The following is a 24,188-nucleotide window of genomic DNA, read 5'->3' on the forward strand; positions in this document are numbered from 1 at the left end:
CGCGTCAGCCGTAGATCGAAACGTTGACCGCTTCGCCGACCCTGGCGAAACCGCGGTACATGCCTTCGGTGTTGAATGGCAGCGTGACATTGCCGGCGCGGTCGACCGCGATCAGGCCGCCGCGGCCCTGGATGGCCTGCAGTTTTTCCATCACCACGCGGCGGGCCGATTCCTCGAGCGACAGGCCGGCGTAGCGCATCTGCGCGGACACGTCGTACGCGGCCACGGTGCGGATAAACATTTCGCCGGTGCCCGTTGCGGAGACCGCCGCGACGTCGTCGGCATAGCAGCCCGCGCCGATCACCGGCGTATCGCCGACGCGGCCGACCTGCTTGTTGGTCACGCCGCCGGTGGAAGTGGCTGCGGCCAGGTTGCCGCTGCCGTCGCAGGCCACCGCGCCGACGGTACCGAACTTGTTGTCAGGATCGATCGGCTCGGCCTTGGCTTGCGCCGCGAGCGCGGCGGCATCGTGGTCCAGCAGCGCCATGCCGGCATTGCCGCGCGCGCGCTGCCATTGCTCGTGGCGCGCCTGCGTGAAGTAGTAGTCGGGCGCCACCAGCTCCAGGCCCTGCGCCTGCGCGAAGGCCTCGGCACCGGCGCCGGCAAACAGCACGTGTTCGCTGTGCTCCAGCACCGCGCGCGCGGCCAGCACCGGGTTGCGCAGGCGCGTGACGCACGCCACCGCGCCGGCATCGAGCGTGGTGCCGTCCATCACCGCGGCGTCCAGCTCATAGGTGCCGGCATGGGTCAGCACGGCGCCCTTGCCCGCGTTGAACAGCGGGCACTCTTCCAGCAGGCGCACGGCCTCGGTAACGGCGTCGAGCGCGCTGCCGCCATCGGCCAGGATGCGCTGGCCGGCTTGCAGCACATGTTGCAGCGCTTCGATGTATTCGCGTTCGCGGACCGCATCCATCGCCGCGCGGGTGATGGTGCCGGCGCCGCCGTGGATGGCAATGACAGCTGCTTGCATAAGGAGGCTCGGAGACTCAGGACTTGCGGGTATTGGACGACCGCGCGCGGCGCGCGCCGGTCTTGGCTTCGGTGGGCTGCACTGGCATCGGCGCGGACCGGCGCGCGGGCTCGGCATCGGGCGTGCCATACAGCCACGGCAGCAGGAATTCGGTCATTTCGGCGGCGGCCTTGACCGGGCGTTCGGCCCGGTGCGCCACCGCGCCGCACAGCGCCTCGATCAGCGCCAGCACGGTGGCATCGGAGTTGGCCGAGAGCCGGTTGCCGGCCTGCGCATACAGCGCGATATCGGCCAGCGGCGCCAGCGGCGAGGTCGGGCCGTCGGTCAGCGCGAGGACCTGGCCGCCGTGCGCCTTGACCCGCTGGGCCAGTTCGATGGTATCGGTCACATAGCGCGGGAAGGCAATCACGATCAGCAGGTCGCTTGGCTGCAGCTTGAACAACTGGCGCGCCGCGTGCGAAGCGCCGCCCGCACCGGCGACCGAGGTCACCATGCGGCAATGCATTTCCAGGCCGTGCTGCAGCAGGCCCGCCAGGAAGCCGCTGGCACCAAAGCCCGCCACGTAGACGCGCTGCGCACCAAGGATCGCCGCGACCGCGCGCTCGCACGCCTGCGCGTCGATGCCGCGCCGCGTGGCTTCGGCATTGGCGGCCGCATCCTCGAGCGAGGCGGCGAACACTTCGGCCACGGTGGCGGGTCGTTCCAGCTCGCTGCGCAGCCGCTCGACCGGCGCCAGCGTGGCTTCGAAACCGCGCACCAGTTCGGCCCGGAACTGCGGATAGCCGTCGAAGCCGAGTGCGCGGGCAAAGCGGTTCGCCGTCGCTACCGATACCTCCACCGCCGCGGCAAATTCATCGATGCGCATGGTCGCTGCGCGAAACAGGTTGGCCAGCACGTATTCCGCCATGCGGCGGTGCGCCGGCGTCAACGCCGGCAGGCTGCGTGCAATGCGGTCCGAGATCGAATGGCCAATGGGCATGGTGGAAGCGGTTGATCGACAGCGCATCAGGGTGCGCGTCGTTGTGAAAATTAATTTACACGCAACCGACTTCCAAGAAAATAGAGTTTTGCCAGACCAAGGGTAATCCCTAGAATCACCGTCTTTCGCGGCACTTTCACGGTGCATGCGTCGACGCGCTTCGACCCGCTTTGGCGCGCCTCCTGCACCGGCACGGCGTGCCCCGCACCGGAAACGCTACAATGCGGGCCAGCGCCACAGCGCCGGCCGCGGCCCGCGTTCACGGCGCTTTTTCTGTTTTTCACTCAGGCATTTCCCCTCCCGTGATCCGAATCGACCAGCTAGTCCTTCAGCGCGGCACCAAGGTGCTGTTCGACCACACCAGCGTGACGCTCAACCCGGGCGAGCGCGTGGGCCTCGTCGGCGCCAACGGCAGCGGCAAGTCGACGCTGTTCGCGCTGCTGCGCGGCGAGCTGCACCCGGACGGGGGCGATGTCAGCGTGCCGGCGCAGTGGCGCGTCGCCCACGTGGCGCAGGAAACGCCGGCGGTCAGCCGCACCGCGGTCGACTACGTGATCGACGGCGACACCCGCCTGCGCGAGATCGAGGCCGCCATTGCCGCGGCCCAGGCCAGCGGCGACGGCAGCGCCGAAGGCGAAGCCCATGCCGCCTATGCCGACGCCGACGGCTACACCGCCCCCGCGCGGGCCGAGGCCCTGCTGCTGGGCCTGGGCTTCACGCTGGCGCAGGTGTCGCAACCGGTGGCTTCCTTCTCGGGCGGCTGGCGCATGCGCCTGAACCTGGCGCAGGCGCTGATGTGCCCGTCGGACCTGCTGCTGCTCGACGAACCGACCAACCACCTGGACCTCGACGCCATCGTCTGGCTGGAAGACTGGCTGGCGCGCTATCCCGGCACGCTGGTGATGATTTCGCACGACCGCGAATTCCTCGACGCGATCTGCAATGTCACGGTGCATATCGAGAACCAGCAGCTGCGCCGCTACGGCGGCAACTACACGCTGTTCGAGACCCTGCGGCTGCAGCAGATGGCGCAGCAGCAATCAGCCTACGTGCGCCAGCAGAAGGAAATCGCGCACCTGGAATCGTTCATCACCCGCTTCAAGGCCAAGGCGACCAAGGCGCGCCAGGCGCAGAGCCGCGTCAAGGCGCTGGAAAAGATGGAGCGGCTGGCGCCGGTGCACGTTGCAGCCGGCTTTGCCTTCGAGTTCCGCGAGCCCGATGCCGCGCCCAACCCGATGATGGTGCTCGACGGCGTCGACTGCGGTTATGCGCAAGCGGAGCCGCCCGTCACCATCCTGCACAACCTGGCGCTGTCGATCCAGAACGGCCAGCGCATCGGCCTGCTGGGCGCGAACGGCCAGGGCAAGTCGACGCTGGTCAAGACCCTGGCTGGCACCCAGGATCCGCTCACGGGCAACCTGCGCCTGGGCAAGGGCCTGCAGATCGGCTACTTCGCCCAGCACCAGCTGGAAACGCTGCGCGACCACGACTCTGCGCTGCAGCACCTTGCGCGCCTGGCGCCCGACGTGCGCGAGCAGGAGCTGCGCGACTTCCTCGGCAGCTTCAACTTCCGCGGCGACATGGCGACCACGCCGATCGAACCCTTCTCCGGCGGCGAAAAGGCCCGGCTCGCGCTGGCCCTGATCGTCTGGCAGAAGCCCAACCTGCTGCTGCTCGACGAACCGACCAACCACCTCGACCTCGACACCCGCGAGGCGCTGACCATGGCGCTGGCGCAGTTCGAAGGCACGCTGATCCTGGTCTCGCACGACCGGCACCTGCTGCGCGCCACCGCCGACCAGTTCATGCTGGTCGCCGACGGCACCATCCGGCCGTTCGACGGCGACCTCGACGACTACCGCGACTGGCTGCTGCAGCAGGCCGCGGCCAAGCGCAACGCCGCCACGGCCGCGCACCTGGCAGAGAACGGTGGCGACGCCGCCACGATCAACCGCAAGGACCAGCGTCGCGCCGAGGCCGACGAGCGCCAGCGCCTGTCGGCGCTGCGCAAGCCGCTCACCAAGGAACTGGAAAAGGTCGAAAAACGCATGGCGGTGCTGCAGGCCGCCAAAGCCGAGATCGACCAGTTCATGGCCGACGAAGCCAGCTACGCCGAGGCCAACAAGACCAGGCTGATGGAGATGCTCAAGCGCCAGGGCGAGGTCAACGGCGAGCTCGAAACGCTGGAAGAAAAGTGGCTGGAGCTACAGGAGCAGATCGAGCAGATTGCCTGACGTCTGCCGCGACGATTTGCTCCCCTCGCCCGCTTGCGGGAGAGGGGCCGGGGGAGAGGGCCGGCGCGTGGCAAGCATCGAGCCGCGTCACTTCGTGGATGCACTGCCCTCTCCCCCGCCCCTCTCCCAGAGGGAGAGGGGAGCAAACCCGCCGGTGGGATGCCGCTGTGGCCCCACGCAAAAAAAAACGGCGCACACAGCGCCGGTTTTTTTCATTCGAACGCCCCCACCCCTCAGCGGAAATTCTTTTCCCTCCGGATCAGCCCCACCGCCAGCGTCAGCGTCAGCACGAACAGCCAGATCAGCGACCATGCCGGCACCGACAGCCCCAGCACCGGCGGCAGCGGCGCGGTGCACAGGCCGTCGGAGTAGAACAGCTGCGGCAGCACCTTGGCGGTGGGCAGCGCATTGACCCAGTTCTCGAGCGGATCGATGCCGCACGAGGCCTTGGGATTGAGCAGCAGCGACACATGATAGACCGCCACCGCAATGCCGGCGATGCCGGACAGCATGCCCAGGCCCTGCCACAGCGAGCGCGTGTTCTGCGCCACCGCGGCCAGCAGCGAGAACACGCCGATACCGATGAAGGCGAAGCGCTGCATTACGCAGAGCGGACAAGGCTGATAGCCCTTTTCGAATTGCAGGTAGAGCGCGACGCCGACCAGGGCGAAGGAGACGATGGCAATCAGCAGGAAATAGGCACGGGAATTGGCTTGCATCATTGGAACTCAGGTGATCCGGTAATCGTTGCCGTCAGTGCGAGGGCGCGGCTGTGCTGCGCATTATTACCGATTTTGCCGCGCCTGCCGTCGGCGCCACATGCGGCGCCAGCCTGCTGGCCCGTGGCGGGTTGAAGCATCGGCATCATGCGCCCGCTGCCTGCCACGCCGCGCGCGGCAAGCGGTACAGGCAATGCGGCCGCAACGGGTGCTGCGGCGGCAAGGCAGGATGATCGAAACCCTCCGCATCCTCGCGCATGCCGAGCCGCTCCATCACCGCGCGCGAGCGGGCATTGGCAAGCGTGGTGAAGGCGACGATTTCCTCCAGCCCCAGGCGGCCGAAACCGTAGGCGAGCGCGCCACGCGCCGCCTCGGTGGCGTAGCCCCGGCCCCAGGCGTGCCGCGCCAGCCGCCAGGCGATCTCCACGCACGGCGCGAACGGCAGCGTGGCGGCCGGCTCGTGCAGTCCGACGAAGCCAAGGAAGGTATCGTCTGCCATGCGTTCGACGACCCAGACGCCCCACCCCTTCTGCGCGATCAGGCTGCGGCAGCGCCCGGCCATCGCATCGCTTTCGGCGCGCGTCAGCGGTGCCGGGAAATAGCGCATCACCTGCGCATCGGCATTGAGCGCGGCCAACGGCGCATAGTCTTGATCGCGCCACTGGCGCAGCCGCAAGCGGCCAGTCTCGAAGGCGATGCCGTCGTCCATGGCTCAGTCCAGGTGGCGCACGCGGTCGATGGCCTGCTCGATGCGCTCGACCGCGATCACCTCGAGCCCGTCGATCTTCTGCTTGGGCGCATTGGCCTTGGGGATCACGGCCAGCGTAAAGCCCAGCTTGGCCGCTTCCTTCAGGCGCTCCTGCCCGCGCGGGCTGGGGCGGATCTCGCCGGCCAGCCCCACTTCGCCGAACACCACCAGGCCGCGCGGCAGCGGCTTGTTGCGCATCGACGAGTGGATCGACAGCAGCACCGCCAGGTCCGCCGCGGGTTCGGTGATCTTGACCCCGCCCACCGCGTTCAGGAACACGTCCTGGTCAAAGCAGGCGATGCCCGCGTGCCGGTGCAGCACCGCCAGCAGCAAGGCCAGCCGATTCTGCTCCAGCCCCACCGCCAGCCGACGCGGGTTGGGCACATGCGCGGTATCGACCAGCGCCTGGATTTCCACCAGCAGCGGCCGCGTGCCCTCCTGCGTCACCAGCACGCACGAGCCCGGCACGGTCTCTTCATGCTGCGACAGGAACAGCGCCGACGGATTGCTGATGCCGCGCAGGCCACGCTCGGTCATCGCGAACACGCCCAGCTCGTTGACCGCGCCGAAGCGGTTCTTGAAGGCGCGGATCAGCCGGTGCGATGAATGGGTATCGCCCTCGAAATACAGCACCGTATCGACGATATGCTCGAGCACGCGCGGCCCCGCCAGGCTGCCCTCCTTGGTCACGTGGCCGACCAGGATGATGGTGGTGCCGCTGCTCTTGGCGATGCGCGTGAGCTGCGCCGCGCATTCGCGCACCTGCGCCACCGATCCCGGCGCCGAGGTCAGGGCCTCGGAATACAGCGTCTGGATCGAATCGATCACCGCAACCTCGGGCTTTTCCACTTCCAGCGTGGCCTGGATCTTCTCCAGCTGGATTTCGGCGAGCAGTCCCAGCGACGGGCTTTCCACGCCCAGGCGCTGCGCGCGCAGCGCGATCTGCGCCCCCGACTCCTCGCCACTGACATAGAGCACGCGGCGCTGCCCGGCCAGGTTGGCCAGCGCCTGCAGCAACAGCGTCGACTTGCCGATACCGGGATCGCCACCGATCAGCACCACCCCGCCCGACACCAGGCCGCCGCCCAGCACCCGGTCGAACTCGTCGATGCCGCTGGAAAAACGCGGCACGTCGGCGGCCTCGATCTCGGCCAGCTTGCGCACCGTGGCCGATGCCGCGAGCGGCTGGAAGCGCTTGTTAGCGGCGGATTCCGCCACGGTCTCCACCAGCGTGTTCCACTGCTGGCAATGCGGGCACTGGCCGGCCCAGCGCGGCGTGGTGCCGCCGCATTCGGTACAGGTATAGACAGTCTTGCTCTTGGCCAACGGAGGTCCTTGCAGAAAGAATCGAGCCGGGCCTGAAGCGACCCGGCCGGCGGAGGTAGCGTAGTGGGCGAAGCGGCCTGAGGCAGCGCACGCGTGCAGAGCGTAACCGTGCGGCGCTGCGCCCGCACCGCGCTCCACTTATCGGCGCAAATCAGGCCACCTCAGACCACATCAGGCGACCGCAGGCGCGGCGCTGTCCGATGCGGTGATGGTCGCCACCGTGGTCGGCACGCGCGGCGCCAGCGCGCACATCAGCTCGTAGCCGACCGTGCCGCTGGCCTGGGCCACTTCGTCGATCGGCAGGCCCTGGCCCCACAGCGTGACCGGGCTGCCGACGCGGGCCTTCGGGCACGGTGTCAGGTCCACGCACAGCATGTCCATCGACACGCGCCCGACCAACTCGGTGCGCACGCCGTCGACCAGCACCGGCGCGCGCTGCTCGCCCCAGCCCGACGCATGGCGCGGATAGCCGTCGGCATAGCCGCACGCGACCACGCCGATGCGCATCGGCCGCTCCGCGGTGAAGAGCGAACCATAGCCGACGGTATCGCCCGGCTGCAGGTCCTGCACCGAGATCAGCTCGCTCTGCAGCGACATCGCCGGCTGCAGCCCGGTGCCTGCGATATCGGCATCGCGGCCGGTGGGCGAGGCGCCGTACAGGATGATGCCGGGACGCACCCAGGCGCGGTGCGCCCGCGGATGCCACAGCACCGCGGCGGAATTCGACAGGCTGGCCTCGCCCGGCAGGTTGGCGGTGGCGGCGTCGAAGGCCTCGACCTGGTGGGCGACGCCGCGCGGGCCGTCGGCATCGGAGAAATGCGTCATATGGACGATGCTGCCCACGCACGGCATGGCGCGCGCGCGCTCCCAGGCGGTGCGGTATTCCGCCGGATGGAAGCCGAGCCGGTTCATGCCGGTGTTGAGCTTGAGCTGGATCGCCAGCGGTCCCCTGGGGCGCGCGCTTTCCAGCATGCGCAGCTGCTCGTCGCAGTGGATCGCGGTGGTCAGGCGGTATTGCTCGATCAGGGCAATGTCCTGCGGCTGGAAGAAGCCCTCCAGCAGCAGGATCGGGCCCTGCCAGCCGAGGTCGCGCAGCAGCACGGCCTCATTCAGGTCCAGCAGGCCGAAGCCATCGGCACCACGCAGTGCAGCAAAAACGCGGCGGATGCCATGCCCGTAGGCATTGGCCTTGACCACCGCCCAGACGCGCGAGTCAGGCGCCTTGCGGCGGATCACGTCGAGATTGTTGGCCAGGGCGGGTTGGTGGATGACGGCTTGGATCGGTCTTGGCATTGGAGGTCACATCAGGGTAGCGGACAAAGCCGGCAGCGGCGCGAGCGGCACGTGCGCGCGGCGCGGGCTGGAGGGACGACTCTGTCTCAGTATCGATGGCGCAAACGTCACCTGTCGGTGTGCCGCAGCACGTACCGGCGACCCAGGTGGGCGACGGCAGTGGCGACGGTTGTGGCTACGGATATGCGGGATGCCCGCAATTGGCACGCCCAGGTATCCCAGTCACCATATCTCGCCGGGCGCACACCAGATCAGCGAAAGACCGGTCCGGCGGGCCGCGGTGGCAGCCGTTATTTGAACACATTCGGATGCGGTTGCCGGGGATCATCGGGGAATCGGCAAGGCAATTTGCTGTCAAAAAGAGCCGTTGCCGGGGTTCGGGAATGTCATGTTTTCGTGATATAAAGCCGGACGCTCCGGCCATGTTCTAAAAGCGAAGCATTATGTCAATGACTGTCAGGCAGGCCTCACGGCGCCGCAGCGCAGCACCTACGACACAATTCGACACGGCCGCGGCACAAGGTTCCCTGCAAACCATGGCCTCTGCGGCCGGCACCAGCCTGGCCCCCGTGAATGGAGCGCGCGATGGAGAGAAAGTCGACAGCATGAAGAAGGGTTTTTACACCATCATGGCCGCGCAGTTTTTTTCCTCGCTGGCCGACAATGCCTTACTGATCGCCGCCATCGCCCTTCTCACCGAATTGCATTCCCCGCAGTGGATGACCCCGCTGCTCAAGTTGTTCTTCGTTCTCTCCTACGTCATTCTTGCCGCCTTCGTCGGCGCCTTCGCCGACTCGATGCCCAAGGGGCGGGTGATGCTCATCACCAACGCCATCAAGGTGGTCGGCTGCGCCATCATGATGTTCGGGCTGCATCCGCTCTTGGCCTACGGCGTGGTCGGCTTCGGCGCGGCGGCGTATTCGCCCGCCAAGTACGGCATCCTGACCGAGTTGCTGCCCCCCGAAAAACTGGTGCTGGCCAACGGCTGGATCGAGGGCCTGACGGTGGGTTCGATCATCCTCGGCACGGTAGTGGGCGGTGCGCTGATTTCCGTGCATGTCTCCGGCCTGCTGCTGCGCCTGGACGTGCCCTTGATCAATACCGGCATCGACACCCCGGCCGAGGCCGCGATGGTGGTGATCATGCTGTTCTACGTGATCGCTTCGGTGTTCAACCTGTTCATCCCGGACACCGGCGCGCGCTATCCGGCGCAGGAAAAGAACCCGATCAAGCTGATCGCCGAATTCGGCGACTGCTTCCTGGCGCTGTGGCGCGACAAGCTCGGCCAGATCTCGCTGGCAGTGACCACGCTGTTCTGGGGCGTGGGCGCGACGCTGCAGTTCATCGTGCTGAAGTGGGCCGAGAAATCGCTGGGCCTGAACCTGTCCCAGGGCGCGCTGCTGCAGGCCGTGGTGGCGGTGGGCGTGGCGGTCGGCGCGATCCTGGCGGCGGCGCGCATCCCGCTGCGCAAATCGCTGTCGGTGTTGCCATTCGGCGTGGCGATGGGCGCCACGGTGATGGTGATGGCGTTCTACACCAAGGACGCGATGCCGCAGGTCACGCTTGACGTGCTCGGCCTGCACATGCCGCTGTACATGGCCATCGCCTACGTGTTCCTGATGCTGGTGGGCGCGATGTCGGGCTATTTCGTGGTGCCGATGAACGCGCTGCTGCAGCACCGTGGCCACGTGCTGCTGTCGGCCGGGCACTCGATCGCGGTACAGAACTTCAATGAGAACGTCTCGGTGCTGCTGATGCTGTGCCTGTACGCGCTGCTGATCAAGCTCAACGTGCCGATCGGCGTGGTCATCATCGCGCTGGGCATGTTTATCTGCGTGACCATGGCGCTGGTGCTCAAGCTGCACAAGTACAACGTGCGCACCTTCAACTCGCTGGCGATGATCGGCGAGGACAAGCACCACTAGCACTCTCACGGCGCGGCCGCGGCGGCGGCCGGCCAGCCCGCGTCAGGCGGTGTCCTGAACGGCTTGCGGGCCCGCCCGCGGCGGCTCTTCGGTGCGCGCCAGCGCCCGCTCCTGCCACCCCGGCGGCACCACGAAACCGCGCGAGCATTCGCGCCACCAGCCTGGCGCCTGCGGCCCGGCCGGTTCCATCTCGCACAGCATCACCGGTGACTCGCGGCGCCAGCCGTGGTCATGGCGCGGGTCGGCAAAGCGCTGCGCCAGCAGCGCGTGCAGCGTGCCGGCGTCCGCCGTGCCGGCTTCCGGCACCAGCGCGCCCGACAGCCACCCGGTACGCGGCAGGCGGCACCAGCGCAGGCCCGGACGCCCACTGGCGCGCGCGGCCCAGGCCTCGAGCGTGGACCACCAGCCGTGCAAGTGGTCTGGCGCAATCCCAAGCGTCTCCAGCCCGGCCGGCACCTGGCCGTCGCGATAGAACAGCCAGCCCAGCAGGTAGACTTCGCTGCGGTCCACGGTATGGCCGAGCGCGGCCCGCGCCTCGGGCGTATGCCCCAACGGCAGCTGCCGGTGCACGATATGGCCGAGCTTGTCGCCAAGGCGGTCGACCAGGTTCGGGCCGACGAAATCCTGCGCCCGCGGCGGCTGGTGGCCGCCCGCCGCCATCAGGTAGAACTTGGCCGCCATCTCCCAGTGGACCACCGCGCCCGAGTCCAGCTCGCGCCAGACGAAATCCAGCTCGCCCAGCGTGCGCACGCCGTGCCGCCCCGCGTGCCGCACCGGCACGTTGGCGGCCAGCAGCGACAGCCCCTGCATATGGCGCAAGGCGAAATGCAGCAGCCGTTCGGCATGCCGCCCCAGGCGCAGGCTGCGGTTGGCAGGGTCGGGGTCGGCATTGGTGCAGAGCGCGGCATGGCCGTCGGCCAGTTCGTCGATGGTGGGGGGCAGCGCGGCGGGATCCGCGCCTTCGAGCCAGCGCTGCCAGGCCTCGCGGGTGCCGGCCGGCCAGCGCGCCAGCGCGGCCCCTGGTACGGTGTCCAGCAGCGGCGGCGACAGCGTGGTCCAGGCCAGGTCGCGCGCGCGTGCCGACGCGGCGCGGCGCCACAGCGGCGCGTGCGACGGTCCATGGCCGTCGCCGCCGCGGGTCAGCGAGAGATCAGGCCCCAGCTCCCGCACGGTCGTGGAGCTCACGGGCCAGGCACAGGTCTTCCCAGGCGCGCGCCTTGTCGGTCAGCGTGCGCAGCAGGTAGGCGGGATGGTAGGTCACCACCACGGGGATGCCCTCATAGGCATGCACGGTGCCGCGCAGCTTGCCGATGGGCGTGGTGGTGCGCAGCAAGGATTGGGCAGCGAAGCGGCCCAGCACCACGATCACGCGGGGCCTGACCAGCGCAATCTGCCGGCGCAGGAAGGGCTCGCACTGCGCCACCTCTTCCGCTTCCGGATTGCGGTTGCCCGGCGGGCGGCACTTGAGCACGTTGGCGATGAACACGTTGCGCCCGCGCGCCAGCCCGAGCGCACCGAGCATGTTGTCGAGCAGCTTGCCGGCCTGGCCGACGAAGGGCTCGCCCTGCAGGTCTTCGTTCTCGCCGGGGGCTTCACCCACCAGCATCCAATCCGCCTGGCGCGCGCCCACGCCGAACACCGTATTGGTACGGGTCTGGCACAGGCCGCAGGCGGTGCAGCCCGCCACCGCGGCTTCCAGCGCCGGCCAGTCCATCGCGGCGATGGCCGCTTCACGATCCGCTTGTGCATCTGCGGGCGCCGGCCCGGCAGGAGCCAGCGCTGGCGCAGCGCGCTCAGGGGCTGGCGGCGCCACCGGTGCGGCCAGCGGCGCCTCGGGATGCGCAACCGCTGCAGCCACCGGGGCAGCCGTCGCTGCCACGGACGGCTCGGCTGCCGGCATCGCCGCAGGCTGCGCTGCCAGGTCGGGCTGCGCCTCTGCCTGCGCCGCCCGGGACGCGCGCGGTACCCATTCGGTCGGAATGCCCAGCACCTCGAGGAACTGCGCGCGGCGGCTCATGCCTGCCCCTCCGTGCCTTCGTTGGCGGCAGCCTGCGCCGGCCAGGCGCGGCGCAGCACCAGCGCGTCTTCGCGCTCGCCGCCCGGCGCCGGGTAATAACCCTTGCGGCGTCCGATCTCGGCAAACCCGGCCGCCTGGTAGAGCGCGATCGCCCCGGTATTGGAGGGCCGCACCTCCAGCAGCATGGTGTGGATGCGGTGCGCGTGCGAGGTCGCCAGCACCACCGCGAGCATCAGGCGCCCGAGCCCCTGGCGCTGGCGCAGCGGCTCGACCGTGATGTTGAGCAGGTGCATTTCATCGACCACCGGCATCAGCACGGCGTAGGCCACCAGCGTGCCCGCCGGATCGCGCAGCGTCAGCCCGAGATGCCCCGACTTGACCGAGTTCTCGAAGTTGCCGCGCGTCCACGGATGGCTGTAGGCGCGCGCCTCGATGCCCGCCACCGCCTGCAGGTCTAGCGCGCTCATGCGGCCCAGCGACCAGCCCTCGGGCAGCGCCGGCATGGCCGGCACCTCGGGCCAGTCGTGGCGGTCTGCGAGGGGATACGCGGCGCTCACGATGCGCTCCCCGGCTGGGCCGCCGCACGCGCCGCCGCTACGGCCTCGCGCTCGGCGATGGTCTGGGCAACCTTGTCGCGCAGGTAGACCGGCATGGCCTGGTCGGCGTCGATGGCCTCGCCGCGCGCCAGGGCGCGCAGCGCGATGGCAACCATCGGCTGCGCATGCGGCATCGCCTCGGGCAGCACGCGCGCGGCGCGGCCGAGGCCCGCCAGGCGTTCGCCAAACACCGTGGACGCGTTGCCGGCCAGCCAGAAGTCGCCGCCGGGCAAGGCGACGGTTTCCGGCGCGCCGACCTGCATCGGCGTGAGTTCCGCCCACTCCTGCGCGGCGGCGTTCCAACCGAAGGCCGCCGCATAGGCCTGGTCCATGCGCGCATCCAGCGCCACCAGCACCGCGGTGCCGTCCGGCAGCGCCGGCGTGGCGGCGCGGGTGCGTTCGGCGCAGGCCTTCAGCGTGTTGACCGGCACCACGGGTAGCCCGGCGCCGAACGCCAGCCCCTGCGCCACGCCGCAGGCAGTGCGCAGGCCGGTGAACGAGCCCGGGCCAGCGCCAAAGGCGATGGCCGCGCAATCGGCCAGCGCAATGCCGGCTTCGGCCAGCAGTTCCCCGGCGGCCGGCAGCACGCGCGCCGACGAGCGTGCGCCGGTGTGCTCATGGCGCACCAGGCACTCGAGGCCGGTGCCTGCCGCGCGTCCGAGCGCGACCGAGCACCACTCCGTAGAAGTTTCAACAGCGAGAATCCAGGACATGGCGCGATTGTAGCCGTTGGGCCCGGAATCGAGGGCTTCTTCGGTTTTATACGGACGGCGCGGCCGCGCGGGACGGCTATCATCGGGCTGCATTTCCGCAATCCAGACAGTCCACACGGAGGAACCCCATGAGCGACCTGCAGGCACGTTTCGAACAGGCCCAGATCGACGTCAAGCAACTGAGCGAGCGCCCCAGCAATATGTCCCTGCTGCGCCTGTACGCGCTGTTCAAGCAAGGCAGCGAGGGCGATGCGCACGGCGACAAGCCGGGCATGACCGATTTCGTCGGCCGCTACAAGTTCGAGGCGTGGGAAGCGCTGCGCGGCACCGCGCGCGAACAGGCGATGGAGCAGTACATCGCGTTGGTGGAAGAACTGCGCAGCGGCGCCGCCAGCTGAACGGCTCCGGCCCGGCGGCGTCAGGCCGCCGGCGCCGGGCGCGGCCGGATGCGCCAGGCCGCCAGCATCGCGCTGGCGATCACCACACCCACCGCGAGGAAGGTTTCATCGAAGGCGCGGATGCGCGCCGCCTGGAGCGCGCTGTCGCCGGCCTGGCCCAGCAGTGCGCCATGCTCGGCCAGGCGCCACTGCAGCCCCACTCCCGCCAGGCTCACGCCGATGGCGCCGCCCAGTTGCCGCAGGAAGTTGATGCAACTCGAGCCCTGGGCGATCAGCGTGAAGTCCACGCCGCGCATCGCACCCAGCGTCAGCGATGGCAGGATGCAGCCCAGGCCGATCCGCCCCAGCACCGCCAGCGCCACCAGCACCAGGTAGGGCGTCGCGCGCGAGCCCAGCGCCATCAGCAGGAACGACAACGACAGCAGCGCCAGCCCGAACGACACCTGCACATGTGGCGGGATCCGGTGCGTGAAGCGCCCCGCCACCGCAATCGTCAGCGCCAGCATCACGCCCGCCGGGAACAGCACCAGGCCGGCGCGCGACGGGGTGTATTCCAGCGCCATCTGCATATAGACCGGCAACAGGTAGGTCGAGCCGAACAGGCCCGCGCCATAGATGAAGGCCACCACCGCCCCGGCCGCGAACTGCCGGTAGCTGTACAGCCGCATATTCATCAGCGGGTACGCCGCGCGCAACTGCCACATCACGAACGCCGCCAGCATCAGCACGCCGAAGCCCGACAGCGCCAGGCCCGCGGCGACGCTCTCGCGCATCTCGACCACGCCGTTGAGCAGGCTGACCGTGGCGATGCCGGCCAGGCCCAGCCCGCGCCAGTCCAGCGGCTGGCGCTCGCCCATCATGATCGAGTCCACCGCCATGAAGCGGCGCGCCATCAGCACGGCCAGCAGCGTCAGCGGCACCACCACGAAGAAGATCGAGCGCCAGCCGAAGGCCTCGACCAGGAAGCCGCCCAGGCTGGGTCCCAGCGCCGGCGCCAGCACCACGCCGAAGCCGAACATGCTGATCGCCTTGCCCTGCTCGCGCTCTTCGAAGACGCGCAGGATCAGGATATTGGGCAGCGGCTGCATGATGCCCGCGGCGATGCCCTCGGCCACGCGCATCGCGATCATCACGCCGTAGGTCGGCGAAAAACCGCCCACCAGTCCGCCCGCGCCCAGCAGCAGCGACGCGCCCAGGAAGGTGCGCCGCAGCCCGTAGCGATTCAGCAGCCAGGGGGTCAGCAGCATCGACAGCGTCATCGCGATCATGAAGCTGGCCGCGACCCATTGCGCGCGCTCCTGCCCCAGCACGAAATGCCGGCTCAGGTCGGGAATGGCCACATTGACGATGGTGGACGAGACGATCGACGAGATCGTGCCCAGCATCAGCGTCGCCAGCACCAGCCAGCGCAGCCGTTCGCCATAGCGCGCGCGCAGCGACTGCCGGGTCGGCAGATCCGACCGCTGGCCGGAACCTTCCGGCGTGGCGGGGCCCTCGCTCACCCCAGCCGCCCGGTGTCGGCGATCTCGCGGATCTTGCGGACGGTGTCGATGTCGGCCGCGTGGTAGGCGGACTTGACGATCTCGGCGTAGCGGTCGTCGCCGCTGGCATCGACGGCCGGCATGGTGGTGTCGTAGATAAAGCGCAACAGCAGCGCGCCCGGACCCGGGGTCTCGATCGCCATGGTCAGCGTGCCGCCGGCATGCTCTGGCGTGGCCGCGGTCTCATAGCGCACCAGCCGGCGCGGCTCGTAGACCACGTGATCTTCGATCGAGGCCGCGCCGAAATGCAGCACGCGGTCGATCCAGTTGTCGCCGCGGCCCACCACTTCGGCGCGGTCCAGGCCCAGCACGAAAAGCTCGGGAGATTCGGCACGCAGCACCAGGCCCTGCCACACCTGCTCGGCCGTCAGCGGTTCCAGCTGCGGGTTGCCCGGATCATTGATCTCCACCAAGTGCTCAAAACGCAACTTCACTCTCCCGTTTGCGATAAGTCGATATTATGAAGTCTCCGCGTATTCGCGAGACCTTTTTGTCTGCGCACTGCAACATGGGCCGCCCCCTCTCTCGGATATCGGCCAGACTCGCACCGGCTGGAGCCCCTCACGTGAATGCCGCGCCCGGCTGAAACATCACTCCTGACAGCAGCTGTCAGGAGACCCGGCGCACAATGCGGCCGCTTTCACACGGAACGCTGCAGGAGGCTGTGATGGAGTTGCTGATCAATATCGATGTCGACGACCTGGCGCGCGGCATCGACTTCTACGCGCAGGGGCTGGGACTGCGGCCGGGCCGCACGCTGTTCGACGGCTCTGTCGCCGAAATGCTGGGCGGCAATGCCCCGATCTACCTGCTCGCCAAGCCCGCGGGCACGCGCCCGACCACGCGCGCCGCGACCCGGCGCGACTATCGCCGCCACTGGACCCCGGTTCACCTCGATTTCGTCGTCGCCGACCTCGAGCAGGCCATCGAACGCGCGCTCGCGGCCGGCGCCGAGATCGAGGACTGGCCGCAGGAATTCGCCTGGGGCCGCCAGGCCACGCTGTCGGACCCGTTCGGGCACGGGCTGTGTTTTATCGAGTGGAAGGGCCAGGGCTACGGGACGGTCGCCGACTGAGCCGGCCGCTCTGCAAGCGCGGGCATTTTCGGAACATTCGCCTGTTGCCGGCTGCGCCGGGATGTCACATTTCCATGCAGCGTGGTGCCTGCCTGTTTCCTTGATGCCCGTGGTGTAATAACATTGTGCTGACGTCGGAACTGACCACACCATGAGCAACAAGACATGAAGGCAACGATCCGCAAGATGGGCAACTCGCAAGGTGTCCTGATTCCCAAGGCAATCCTGGCACAGCTGGGTCTGGAGAATGAAGTGGAAATGGAAATCGTGAATGACACGCTGGTGCTGTGCCGGCCCCGGCAGGCACCGCGCCAGGGCTGGGCCGAAGCCAGCCGGCAGATCGCCGCGGCCGGCGACGATACCCTGGTGCTGGGCGAACTGCCCAACGCCGACGACGCGGAGCTGAAATGGTAGCGCGCGGCGACGTCTGGCTGGTCGCGCTCGATCCCACCGTCGGCAGCGAGATCGAGAAGACGCGCCCCTGCGTCATCCTGTCTCCGCCCGAGATGCACGACTACCTGCGCACGGTAACGGTAGCGCCGATGACCACCGGCAGCCGGCCGGCACCGTTTCGCATACCAGTGACCTTCCAGCGCAAGACCGGCCTGATCCTGCTGGACCAGCTGCGCACCGTCGACAAGTCGCGGCTGGTGAAGCGCGCGGGCGGCCTGAGCGACCGGACCGTGGCAGACACCTTGCGGACCTTGCGCGAAGTGTTTGCGGACTGAGCCGCGGCGCCGGGGCATTTAATGCCGGCAGGCAGGCGCCGCCTGGCTTCATAAGCTTATGAAAAAGAAATAGACGCCAGAATCGTCTGCGGCGCGCCATTCGGACGCAATTGCGTTAATCTGTGCCCTCGCTCCGGACAGGCGATCCCTGCCCCGGCGATTGCCTCTCACTCGCCACATCACAACAAGATCTTCACCATTCCTATGCGCACGTCTTTCATCAAGCGTCTGGCGGCAGCTGTGTCCGCCGTGGGTTTTATCGCCGCCGGCAGTGCCTCGGCCCAGGAACAGACCATCCGTGTCGGCACGGTCAGCGGACCGGACGCCGAAGTCTGGCAAGTGGTACAGAAAGTGGCCAAGCGCAATGGCCTGAACGTGAAGGTGGTCGAGTTCAACGACTACGTGCAGCCCAACGCCGCCCTCGACGCCGGCGACCTGGACGCCAACAGCTTCCAGCACCAGCCGTACCTCGACAGCCAGGTGAAGCAGCGCGGCTACAAGATGCAGAGCGTGGGCTACACCTATATCTCGCCGCTGGGCATCTACTCGAAGAACCTGAAGTCGCCCAAGGACCTGCCGCAGGGCGCCAAGGTGGCGGTGCCCAACGACCCGTCCAATGAAAACCGCGCGCTGCTGTTGCTGCAGGCGCAAGGCGTGATCAAGCTGAAGGCCGGCGCCGGCACCAACGGTTCCAATGCCACGCCGCTGGACGTGGCCGAGAACCCCAAGAAGCTGAAGCTCGTCGAACTGGACGCGGCCCAGCTGGCGCGCGCGCTGCCCGATGTCGGCGCCGCCGTGATCAACACCAACTACGCGCTTGCCGCCGGCCTGCAGCCGACCAGGAACGCGATCGCGCTGGAAGACATCCACAGCCCGTACGCCAACATCATCGTGGTGCGCACCCAGGACAAGGACAAGCCGTGGGTCAAGAAGCTGGTGGCCGCGTACCAGTCGGAAGACGTGCGCCAGTTCATGAAGGCGCAGTACAAGGGCGCGATGGTGCCGTCGTTCTGATTGCCGGCGGGCGCCCCGACCACTGCTGAGCGCGGTGGCCAAAGTTTTTTCACACGGCGCCCGCGCAAGGGCTTGCAAATTCCGCCGCCTTCGGTAGAATTCGCGGCTCACCACCTGCCCAGGTGGCGGAATTGGTAGACGCACTAGGTTCAGGTCCTAGCGGTGGCAACACTGTGGAGGTTCGAGTCCTCTCCTGGGCACCACAATTCAAAAAGGTCTGCGCATGCAGGCCTTTTTTCTTTTCCGCCCAGGAAGAAAAGCGCTTGAGCGCTTTTCGTGAGGACGAGAAGGGCTGCGCTTGCAAGCGCAGCCGGGGTCGCGCATGCGTGACCGAGTCCTCTCCTGGGCACCAGAGTTTCAGGCAAAGGCCCGCACGGAAGTGCGGGCCTTTTGCTTTTTGCAGCGTCAAAACCTCTCTCTCCTCCGCCGCCGCGCTATTGATCGCATACAGTAGTTCCATCCACAGGCCGCGGCCCCGCCTCAGCCTGTTACGCGTCATAACGGAGAACTACCGTGGGCAAACTGCAAGAGCGTCGCCGTTTCCTGGGAGCCGCGCTTGGCGGCCTGCTGGTCCCGGCGCTGCCGGCGTGCGGCGGCGGCGACGACGAGCCGCCCAAGCCCACGCCGCCCGAGCCGGTTCCTCCGGCGCAGATCACCCAGGCCATCGCCCAGCTCGACCAGTTGGTTGCGGACCTGATGGCGAGCTCACGCGTACCCGGGATGGCGGTCGCGGTGGTGCGGGGCAACCAGACTGTTTACGCCAAGGGCTTCGGGCGCCGGCTGGTGACCGATCCCGCGCCGGTCGATGCCGACACCGTGTTCCAGCTGGCCTCGGTGTCGAAGTCCATCGGCGCCACCGTGGTCGCGCGCCAGGTCGGCCGCGGCGGCATCAGCTGGGATACCCCAGTGCGTACGCACCTGCCCTGGTTCACGCTGGCCGATGCCGAGGTGTCGGCGGACGTCACCATCGGCGACCTCTACGCCCACCGCTCCGGCCTGCCGGACCACGCCGGCGACCGTCTCGAGGACATGGGCTACGACCGCCAGCAAGTGCTGACGCGCCTGCGCTTCGTGCCGCTGCATCCGTTCCGCGCGGTCTACGCGTACACCAACTTCGGCATGACCGCCGCCGCCGAAGCGGTTGCCGTCGCCGCCGGCACCGACTGGGCCACGCTGTCGGAGCAGGCGCTGTACCAGCCGCTGGGCATGACGCGCACCAGCTCGCGCTTTGCCGACTATGCCGCGCGCGACAACCGCGCGCTCGGCCACGTGCGGGTCAACGGCAACTGGGTGCAAGGCGCGGCGCGGATGCCCGATGCGCAATCGGCTGCGGGCGGCGTCAGTGCGTCGGCCAACGACATGGCGAAATGGCTGGCGATGCTGCTCGCCAAAGGCGAGTTCAGCGGGCAGCGGGTGGTCGATGCCGCCGCGCTGGCGCCCGCGACAAGTCCGCAAATGCAGAGCAACCCGCCCGCCGGCGACCGCCCTGCCGGCTACTATGGCTATGGCTTCAATGTCGGCACGACCGAACTGGGCCTGACCTCGCTCAACCACTCGGGCGCGTTCGCCCTGGGCGCCGCGACCAGCTTCATGGCGGTGCCTGAGCTCGACCTGGCCATCGTGACGCTGACCAACGCGCAGCCCATCGGCGTGCCGGAAACCCTGAGCGCCCAGTTCTTCGACCTGGCGCAATTCGGCGCCATCCGCCGCGACTGGGGCAAGCTCTACGGTGATGCGCTGGCACCGCTGCTGGAGCCGGAAGGCCGGCTGGTGGGGCAGCCGCGCCCGGCCAATCCGCTGTCCGCGCGCGCGCTGTCGACCTACACCGGCACCTATCGCAACGACTACTACGGTCCGCTGCAGGTCGCCGACCAGGGCGGCACGCTGGTGATGACGCTGGGCGCGACGCCGCTGGTGGTGCCGCTGAGCCACTGGGACGGCGATATCTTCACCTTCACGCTCGACAATGAAAACGCCATGCCGGGCACGATCTCGCGGGCCGCGTTTTCCAGCGACCGCGTCTGGCTGGAGTTCTACGACCACGAAGGCCTGGGCATGTTTGTGCGCTAGCGGCCCGGGCTGCCTGACGTATTGATCCGGTATTGATCCGGTACCGATCCGGCATCGATCCCTTCACGGAGGCACGACATGCTCAGACACCTTGCGCGGATTCCCGCCGCCCTCACCACGCTTGCCGCCCTCTCCGCCTTGCTCGGCGCCTGTGCCGCGCCGACGCCGCCGGCAGCCGCGCCGCGCCCGGTAGCGCCCGGCCAGCCCAGCGCGGGCAAGGCCGAAGTGCTGTGGCTGGGACAGGCCGCCACGCGCATCACCACGCCGGGCGGCAAGGTCATCGTGATCGACCCGTGGCTGACCAGCAATCCGAAGACTCCGCCCGGCTTCAAACAGCTGCCCGCGCTCGGCAAGGTCGACCTGATCCTGGTCACGCATGCCCACAACGACCATCTGGGCGATACCCCCGCGCTGGCCCGGCTGACCAACGCCCCGGTGTACAACGGCGGCGGCATGGGCCGGGCGCTGGTCAGCCTGGGCCTGGTGCCGGAGGCGCAGGTGCAGCGCTTCGGCAAGAGCGGCACGGTCATGCCGTTTGGCCCGGCGGGCCCGAAGATCACGGCGGTGCATGCGGAACACTCGTCGGAACTGGCGCTGAAGAATCCGGCCACCGGCAAGGACGAAACCCACTACGGCGGCGAGCCGGTGGGCTACATCATCGAACTGGAGAACGGCTTCCGCATCTGGCACATGGGCGATACCGGGCTGTTCGGCGACATGCGCCTGATCGGCGAGATCTACAAGCCGGATCTGGTGCTGATCCCGATCGGCGGGTATTCCACCATGGGACCGCAGGATGCCGCGATCGCCGTGCGCGACCTGATCCGGCCTCGCTTCGCAATACCGATCCATTACCAGACCTCGCCGCAAGCCAGCGGTACGCCGGAGCAATTCAAGGCGGCACTGGGTACTGGTGCCGCGGCAACCGTGATCGTGCCGCAGCCGGGAGAGAAGGTCGACTTCTGAGCGCCGGCGTCAGCCGACGCGGTAGCGCCGGATCACTTCCGGGTCCGGGTCGAGGCCCAGGCCCGGGCCCGCGGGTAGCGCGATCATGCCGTCGCGCGGCACCACGGCATCGCCAAGCACTTGCGCGGCCATGTCGAAGTACCGCCATTCGATCATGGCCTCGGCATCGCCCAGCGCCGCGGTGGCATGCATGGCGGCCAGCAGCCCGGGGCCGTCGTAGAAGGTATGGACCATCACCTGCGCGTTGTGCGCCCTGGCCAGGGCAAAGACATCGCGCAGGGCGCTGATGCCGCCCATCTTGGCCGGGCTGGGCTGCACCACATCGACGGCACCGATGCCAAGCAGGTGCTCGAATTCCATCAGCGTGGTGGCATTCTCGCCGGCGGCGACCGGAATCGCGCATTGCCGGCGCAGCGCCGCGAGTCCGGCGTAGTTCTCGGGCGGCCACAGCGGCTCTTCCAGCCACCTTAGCGACAAGGGCTGCAGGGCGCGGGCCATGTCGATGGCCTGATGCAGCGTCCACGGGCAATTCGTATCCAGCGTGATCTCGATATCCGGGCCCGCGGCCGCGCGCGCGGCGCGGATCACGGCCAGGTCGACTTCGTGCAGCTTCAGACTGCGATAACCATCGGCGATGGCGCGCCTGACGTTGACCGCGATCGCTTCGGCATCGGCATAGCGGATCAGGCTGGCGTAGGCCGGCAGCTGCTCGCGCCGCGCGCCGCCGAGCAGCCGGTAAACGGGCAGCCCGGCCGCCTTGCCGCACAGGTCCCACAATGCGATGTCGAGCGCCGACAGCCCGTAGAACAGCGGCCCGCTGCGCCCGAACACATGGAAGCTGCGCTGCAGGTCGAGGCCGATCGCATCGATCTGGCTCGCGTCACGGCCGATGCAGGCCGGCGCCAGCATCTGCTCGATCGCCGCCCTGGCCGCCGGAACGCCGACAAAGCCGAAGGTTTCGCCCCAGCCGACCAGGCCGTCATCGGTGCTCACCTTGAGCAGCAGCGAATCGGCGGCCTGCATGCCAGCCCCGCCCCAGACCCCCGCGGCCGACACGCCGCCGACCGTGAACGGAATGCGCAGGGCGATGGCTTCGATGCTGGCGATCTTCATGGCGCGCTCCTTCCGGCCGCGGCCGGTCCGGTGACGCCGGCGCCCAGGCCGCAGGACTTCAATATAGGCCAGAAGCCGGGCCCGGCATGAGCGCGCGTCGCCGCCGCGCGTTGCGGCCACCCTGTGGAATCCCACAGGGTCGGCGCGCCACCCTGCCCGCCTTTCCCTATTCTCGCCCGTGGCAATTCGCGCCAGCCCCAGGCGTCGCGTCCGCTGCGGCCTCCACGGCGCCGCCATGCCGGCCCCGGCCGCGAATTGATCGTTGAAGAACAAGATCCGAAAGGGAAGACTCAATGCGTAAGACGATTTTGCTGATGGCGATTTGCGCGGCGCTGTCCGCGTGCGGCGGAGACGATAACAGCACGACACCGCAACCCAACCCCGGCGACCCAGGCACCCCGGGTACCCCCGGAACGCCGGGCACGCCTGGCAACCCTGGCCCCGGCAATCCCGGCACGCCCGTGCCGGCGAGCTGGACCGATCCGGCGCCCTTTACCGAGGCCGGCGCGGGCACTGTCAACGTCGCCATCGATGCCGCGGGCAATGCCATCGCGGTCTGGATGCAGCTCGATGCGGGCACCGCCAACGAAAGCGTGCTGGCGAGCCGCTACCTGCCGGGTTCCGGCTGGAGCGCGCCGGTGGCACTGGAAAACGACGCCGCCGGCGCCACCGACGGCCCGCAGATCGCGATGGATCGCGCCACCGGGCGCGCCATGGTGGTGTGGGCGCAGCTGACCAGCGCAGGCGCCTACGACATCTGGGCCAGGCCCTTCGACCCGGCCACAGGCTGGGGCACGCTGGCCCGTATCGAGGCCGGCGTCGGCCTCGCCGCGCAGCCGCAGGTCGGCATGGACGCCAGCGGCAACGCGATCGCGGTGTGGAGCCAGCGCGACGGCCAGTTCGGCCCGTTCAAGATCGTCGCGAACCGCTACACCGCCGCCAGCGGCTGGGGCACGGAATCGATGTTGGCGACGCCCAATGACGCCGGCATCCAGAACCTGCGCCCGCAGGTTGCCGTGGCCCCTTCGGGCGAGGCGATTGCCGTGTGGGAACTGACCGACCTCGCCAGCAACGGCATCTGGACCAGCCGCTTCAGCGGCGGCAGCTGGGACGCGCCCAGCGAACTGGTGCGCGACGACAGCATCGACCGCTCGCTCGGCTATCCCGCCATCGCCATGGACGGCAGCGGCAATGCCACGCTGGTATGGGGCCAATCCGATGTCGCCAACGGCACCGTGGCAAGCACGCTGTACGCCAGGCGCTTTACTTCGGCCTGGCAGAACCCCGTGGCGGTGGCGCCGCCGGTGGCCGAAGCCTTTATCAGCAAGGCGCGGCTGTCGGTCAATGCGCGCGGCGACGCCATGGTGGCCTGGGGCCGCAACGACAACACGCTGGTGGCCAGCGTGGCCCCGGCCAACGGCGCCTGGGGCACCGCGACCGTGCTGCTGAGTGCCAGCACGCGCACGCCCAGCCTGCCTACGATCGGCCTGGACGGCGCCGGCAACGGCTTCGTCGCCTGGACCCAGGAGCCCGAGGGCAGCAGCGTGGCCGACCTGTGGACCAACCGCTATGTCGCCGGCACCGGCTGGGGCACCGCCGCGCTGGGCGAGAGCTACGGCGACACCGCCGCGATTCCCGCGCTGGCGGTAAACGAGAAAGGCAATGCGGCGCTGGTCTGGAACCAGTGGAGCGACGCCGGCACCCGTATCGCGGGCCGCTACTACACGCCGGCCAACTGACGCGCGGTTGTCGCGCTGACTGCA

23 protein-coding genes and 1 tRNA gene are annotated in these 24,188 nt (G+C 68.6%); 11 read left to right on the top strand and 13 right to left on the bottom strand.

Annotated features, from left to right (window positions below; all coding sequences use genetic code 11):
• Positions 1–4: 4 nt before the first annotated feature.
• Positions 5–970 carry an isoaspartyl peptidase/L-asparaginase family protein gene (locus MKD38_RS11555; protein WP_252676922.1) on the bottom strand — a complete coding sequence of 322 codons (966 nt, stop codon included), beginning with the start codon at positions 968–970 and terminating at the stop codon, positions 5–7.
• Positions 971–986: 16 nt separating this feature from the next.
• The gene (locus MKD38_RS11560) at positions 987–1,949 is read right to left on the bottom strand and encodes a MurR/RpiR family transcriptional regulator (RefSeq protein WP_252676924.1); all 963 of its coding nucleotides are present in this window, start codon (positions 1,947–1,949) and stop codon (positions 987–989) included.
• Between the two features lie 302 nt (positions 1,950–2,251).
• Between MKD38_RS11560 and MKD38_RS11565 the strand changes: the two genes are divergently transcribed.
• Positions 2,252–4,183: an ATP-binding cassette domain-containing protein gene (locus MKD38_RS11565; protein WP_252676926.1), complete on the top strand. Its 1,932-nt coding sequence runs from the start codon at positions 2,252–2,254 to the stop codon at positions 4,181–4,183.
• 233 nt (positions 4,184–4,416) lie between these two features.
• On the opposite strand, the gene MKD38_RS11570 is transcribed toward MKD38_RS11565, so the two are convergent.
• The 4 genes from MKD38_RS11570 to alr all read right to left on the bottom strand — a co-directional run bounded on the left by MKD38_RS11570 (position 4,417) and on the right by alr (position 8,269).
• Positions 4,417–4,902, bottom strand: coding sequence for a disulfide bond formation protein B (locus tag MKD38_RS11570; protein ID WP_026164408.1), 486 nt, complete (start codon positions 4,900–4,902; stop codon positions 4,417–4,419).
• A 145-nt stretch (positions 4,903–5,047) separates the two neighbouring features.
• Positions 5,048–5,611: a GNAT family N-acetyltransferase gene (locus tag MKD38_RS11575; protein ID WP_252676928.1), complete on the bottom strand. Its 564-nt coding sequence runs from the start codon at positions 5,609–5,611 to the stop codon at positions 5,048–5,050.
• Positions 5,612–5,614: 3 nt separating this feature from the next.
• The gene (gene radA, locus MKD38_RS11580) at positions 5,615–6,976 is read right to left on the bottom strand and encodes a DNA repair protein RadA (protein ID WP_012352996.1); all 1,362 of its coding nucleotides are present in this window, start codon (positions 6,974–6,976) and stop codon (positions 5,615–5,617) included.
• Positions 6,977–7,147: 171 nt separating this feature from the next.
• The gene (alr, locus tag MKD38_RS11585; protein ID WP_252676930.1) at positions 7,148–8,269 is read right to left on the bottom strand and encodes an alanine racemase; all 1,122 of its coding nucleotides are present in this window, start codon (positions 8,267–8,269) and stop codon (positions 7,148–7,150) included.
• 605 nt (positions 8,270–8,874) lie between these two features.
• Here alr and lplT point away from each other — a divergent pair.
• Positions 8,875–10,194, top strand: a complete 1,320-nt coding sequence (gene lplT / locus MKD38_RS11590) for a lysophospholipid transporter LplT (protein WP_252676932.1) — start codon at positions 8,875–8,877, stop codon at positions 10,192–10,194.
• A 42-nt stretch (positions 10,195–10,236) separates the two neighbouring features.
• Here the strand turns inward: lplT and MKD38_RS11595 are convergent, their stop codons facing one another.
• From MKD38_RS11595 to tsaB, 4 genes are read right to left on the bottom strand one after another with little or no spacing between them, the layout of a single operon-like run.
• Positions 10,237–11,379 carry a DUF1853 family protein gene (locus MKD38_RS11595; RefSeq protein WP_252676934.1) on the bottom strand — a complete coding sequence of 381 codons (1,143 nt, stop codon included), beginning with the start codon at positions 11,377–11,379 and terminating at the stop codon, positions 10,237–10,239.
• Complete coding sequence (locus MKD38_RS11600; RefSeq protein WP_252676935.1) at positions 11,345–12,211, bottom strand: uracil-DNA glycosylase; 867 nt, start codon at positions 12,209–12,211, stop codon at positions 11,345–11,347. Before MKD38_RS11600 ends, MKD38_RS11595 begins: the two co-directional genes overlap by 35 nt.
• Entirely contained in the window at positions 12,208–12,768 is a 561-nt protein-coding gene (rimI, locus tag MKD38_RS11605) for a ribosomal protein S18-alanine N-acetyltransferase (RefSeq protein ID WP_252676937.1), read from the bottom strand. Before rimI ends, MKD38_RS11600 begins: the two co-directional genes overlap by 4 nt.
• A complete protein-coding gene (gene tsaB, locus MKD38_RS11610; RefSeq protein ID WP_252676938.1) occupies positions 12,765–13,520 on the bottom strand; it encodes a tRNA (adenosine(37)-N6)-threonylcarbamoyltransferase complex dimerization subunit type 1 TsaB in 756 nt (251 codons plus the stop codon). Before tsaB ends, rimI begins: the two co-directional genes overlap by 4 nt.
• 128 nt (positions 13,521–13,648) lie before the next feature.
• On the opposite strand from tsaB, the gene MKD38_RS11615 reads away from it, so the two are divergent.
• Positions 13,649–13,918, top strand: coding sequence for an acyl-CoA-binding protein (locus MKD38_RS11615; RefSeq protein ID WP_012353003.1), 270 nt, complete (start codon positions 13,649–13,651; stop codon positions 13,916–13,918).
• A gap of 20 nt (positions 13,919–13,938) precedes the next feature.
• Here the strand turns inward: MKD38_RS11615 and MKD38_RS11620 are convergent, their stop codons facing one another.
• Both MKD38_RS11620 and MKD38_RS11625 read right to left on the bottom strand, forming a co-directional pair.
• Positions 13,939–15,420: a DHA2 family efflux MFS transporter permease subunit gene (locus tag MKD38_RS11620; RefSeq protein ID WP_252676939.1), complete on the bottom strand. Its 1,482-nt coding sequence runs from the start codon at positions 15,418–15,420 to the stop codon at positions 13,939–13,941.
• On the bottom strand, positions 15,417–15,887 hold the full coding sequence (locus MKD38_RS11625; protein ID WP_252676940.1) for an SRPBCC family protein: 471 nt from the start codon (positions 15,885–15,887) through the stop codon (positions 15,417–15,419). The genes MKD38_RS11620 and MKD38_RS11625 overlap by 4 nt, the downstream gene beginning before the upstream one ends.
• A 239-nt stretch (positions 15,888–16,126) precedes the next feature.
• On the opposite strand from MKD38_RS11625, the gene MKD38_RS11630 reads away from it, so the two are divergent.
• The 7 genes from MKD38_RS11630 (at position 16,127) to MKD38_RS11660 (ending at position 21,312) form a co-directional block, all read left to right on the top strand.
• Positions 16,127–16,534, top strand: a complete 408-nt coding sequence (locus MKD38_RS11630) for a VOC family protein (protein ID WP_252676941.1) — start codon at positions 16,127–16,129, stop codon at positions 16,532–16,534.
• 165 nt (positions 16,535–16,699) lie between these two features.
• Positions 16,700–16,948, top strand: coding sequence for an AbrB/MazE/SpoVT family DNA-binding domain-containing protein (locus MKD38_RS11635; protein WP_252676942.1), 249 nt, complete (start codon positions 16,700–16,702; stop codon positions 16,946–16,948).
• Positions 16,942–17,262, top strand: a complete 321-nt coding sequence (locus tag MKD38_RS11640; RefSeq protein ID WP_111517828.1) for a type II toxin-antitoxin system PemK/MazF family toxin — start codon at positions 16,942–16,944, stop codon at positions 17,260–17,262. Before MKD38_RS11635 ends, MKD38_RS11640 begins: the two co-directional genes overlap by 7 nt.
• Positions 17,263–17,466: 204 nt before the next feature.
• Positions 17,467–18,276, top strand: a complete 810-nt coding sequence (locus MKD38_RS11645) for a MetQ/NlpA family ABC transporter substrate-binding protein (protein WP_252676943.1) — start codon at positions 17,467–17,469, stop codon at positions 18,274–18,276.
• 116 nt (positions 18,277–18,392) lie between these two features.
• Positions 18,393–18,479 (top strand) — tRNA-Leu (locus MKD38_RS11650).
• Between the two features lie 310 nt (positions 18,480–18,789).
• A complete protein-coding gene (locus MKD38_RS11655; RefSeq protein WP_252676944.1) occupies positions 18,790–20,346 on the top strand; it encodes a serine hydrolase in 1,557 nt (518 codons plus the stop codon).
• 78 nt (positions 20,347–20,424) lie between these two features.
• Positions 20,425–21,312: a metal-dependent hydrolase gene (locus MKD38_RS11660; RefSeq protein WP_252676945.1), complete on the top strand. Its 888-nt coding sequence runs from the start codon at positions 20,425–20,427 to the stop codon at positions 21,310–21,312.
• A 9-nt stretch (positions 21,313–21,321) separates the two neighbouring features.
• Here MKD38_RS11660 and MKD38_RS11665 read toward each other — a convergent pair whose 3' ends face one another.
• On the bottom strand, positions 21,322–22,425 hold the full coding sequence (locus tag MKD38_RS11665) for a mandelate racemase/muconate lactonizing enzyme family protein (protein WP_252676947.1): 1,104 nt from the start codon (positions 22,423–22,425) through the stop codon (positions 21,322–21,324).
• 293 nt (positions 22,426–22,718) lie between these two features.
• On the opposite strand from MKD38_RS11665, the gene MKD38_RS11670 reads away from it, so the two are divergent.
• Positions 22,719–24,164 (top strand): hypothetical protein, encoded by a 1,446-nt coding sequence (locus MKD38_RS11670; protein WP_252676949.1) that lies wholly within the window; start codon positions 22,719–22,721, stop codon positions 24,162–24,164.
• The last annotated feature ends 24 nt before the right edge of the window (positions 24,165–24,188 follow it).

It is taken from the genome of Cupriavidus sp. WGlv3 (assembly GCF_023952475.1).
GTDB classification, from domain to species: domain Bacteria; phylum Pseudomonadota; class Gammaproteobacteria; order Burkholderiales; family Burkholderiaceae; genus Cupriavidus; species Cupriavidus phytorum.

Excerpts from the sequence above, each read along its gene's own strand:
- alr (WP_252676930.1), bottom strand. The coding sequence starts at position 8,269 with ATGCCAAGACCGATCCAAGCCGTCATCCACCAACCCGCCCTGGCCAAC.
- MKD38_RS11555 (WP_252676922.1), bottom strand. The coding sequence starts at position 970 with ATGCAAGCAGCTGTCATTGCCATCCACGGCGGCGCCGGCACCATCACC.
- MKD38_RS11645 (WP_252676943.1), top strand. The coding sequence starts at position 17,467 with ATGCGCACGTCTTTCATCAAGCGTCTGGCGGCAGCTGTGTCCGCCGTG.
- MKD38_RS11660 (WP_252676945.1), top strand. The coding sequence starts at position 20,425 with ATGCTCAGACACCTTGCGCGGATTCCCGCCGCCCTCACCACGCTTGCC.
- tsaB (WP_252676938.1), bottom strand. The coding sequence starts at position 13,520 with ATGTCCTGGATTCTCGCTGTTGAAACTTCTACGGAGTGGTGCTCGGTC.
- lplT (WP_252676932.1), top strand. The coding sequence starts at position 8,875 with ATGAAGAAGGGTTTTTACACCATCATGGCCGCGCAGTTTTTTTCCTCG.
- MKD38_RS11560 (WP_252676924.1), bottom strand. The coding sequence starts at position 1,949 with ATGCCCATTGGCCATTCGATCTCGGACCGCATTGCACGCAGCCTGCCG.
- MKD38_RS11665 (WP_252676947.1), bottom strand. The coding sequence starts at position 22,425 with ATGAAGATCGCCAGCATCGAAGCCATCGCCCTGCGCATTCCGTTCACG.
- MKD38_RS11570 (WP_026164408.1), bottom strand. The coding sequence starts at position 4,902 with ATGCAAGCCAATTCCCGTGCCTATTTCCTGCTGATTGCCATCGTCTCC.
- MKD38_RS11600 (WP_252676935.1), bottom strand. The coding sequence starts at position 12,211 with ATGAGCCGCCGCGCGCAGTTCCTCGAGGTGCTGGGCATTCCGACCGAA.
- MKD38_RS11575 (WP_252676928.1), bottom strand. The coding sequence starts at position 5,611 with ATGGACGACGGCATCGCCTTCGAGACTGGCCGCTTGCGGCTGCGCCAG.
- MKD38_RS11635 (WP_252676942.1), top strand. The coding sequence starts at position 16,700 with ATGAAGGCAACGATCCGCAAGATGGGCAACTCGCAAGGTGTCCTGATT.
- MKD38_RS11615 (WP_012353003.1), top strand. The coding sequence starts at position 13,649 with ATGAGCGACCTGCAGGCACGTTTCGAACAGGCCCAGATCGACGTCAAG.
- MKD38_RS11630 (WP_252676941.1), top strand. The coding sequence starts at position 16,127 with ATGGAGTTGCTGATCAATATCGATGTCGACGACCTGGCGCGCGGCATC.
- MKD38_RS11640 (WP_111517828.1), top strand. The coding sequence starts at position 16,942 with ATGGTAGCGCGCGGCGACGTCTGGCTGGTCGCGCTCGATCCCACCGTC.
- MKD38_RS11670 (WP_252676949.1), top strand. The coding sequence starts at position 22,719 with ATGCGTAAGACGATTTTGCTGATGGCGATTTGCGCGGCGCTGTCCGCG.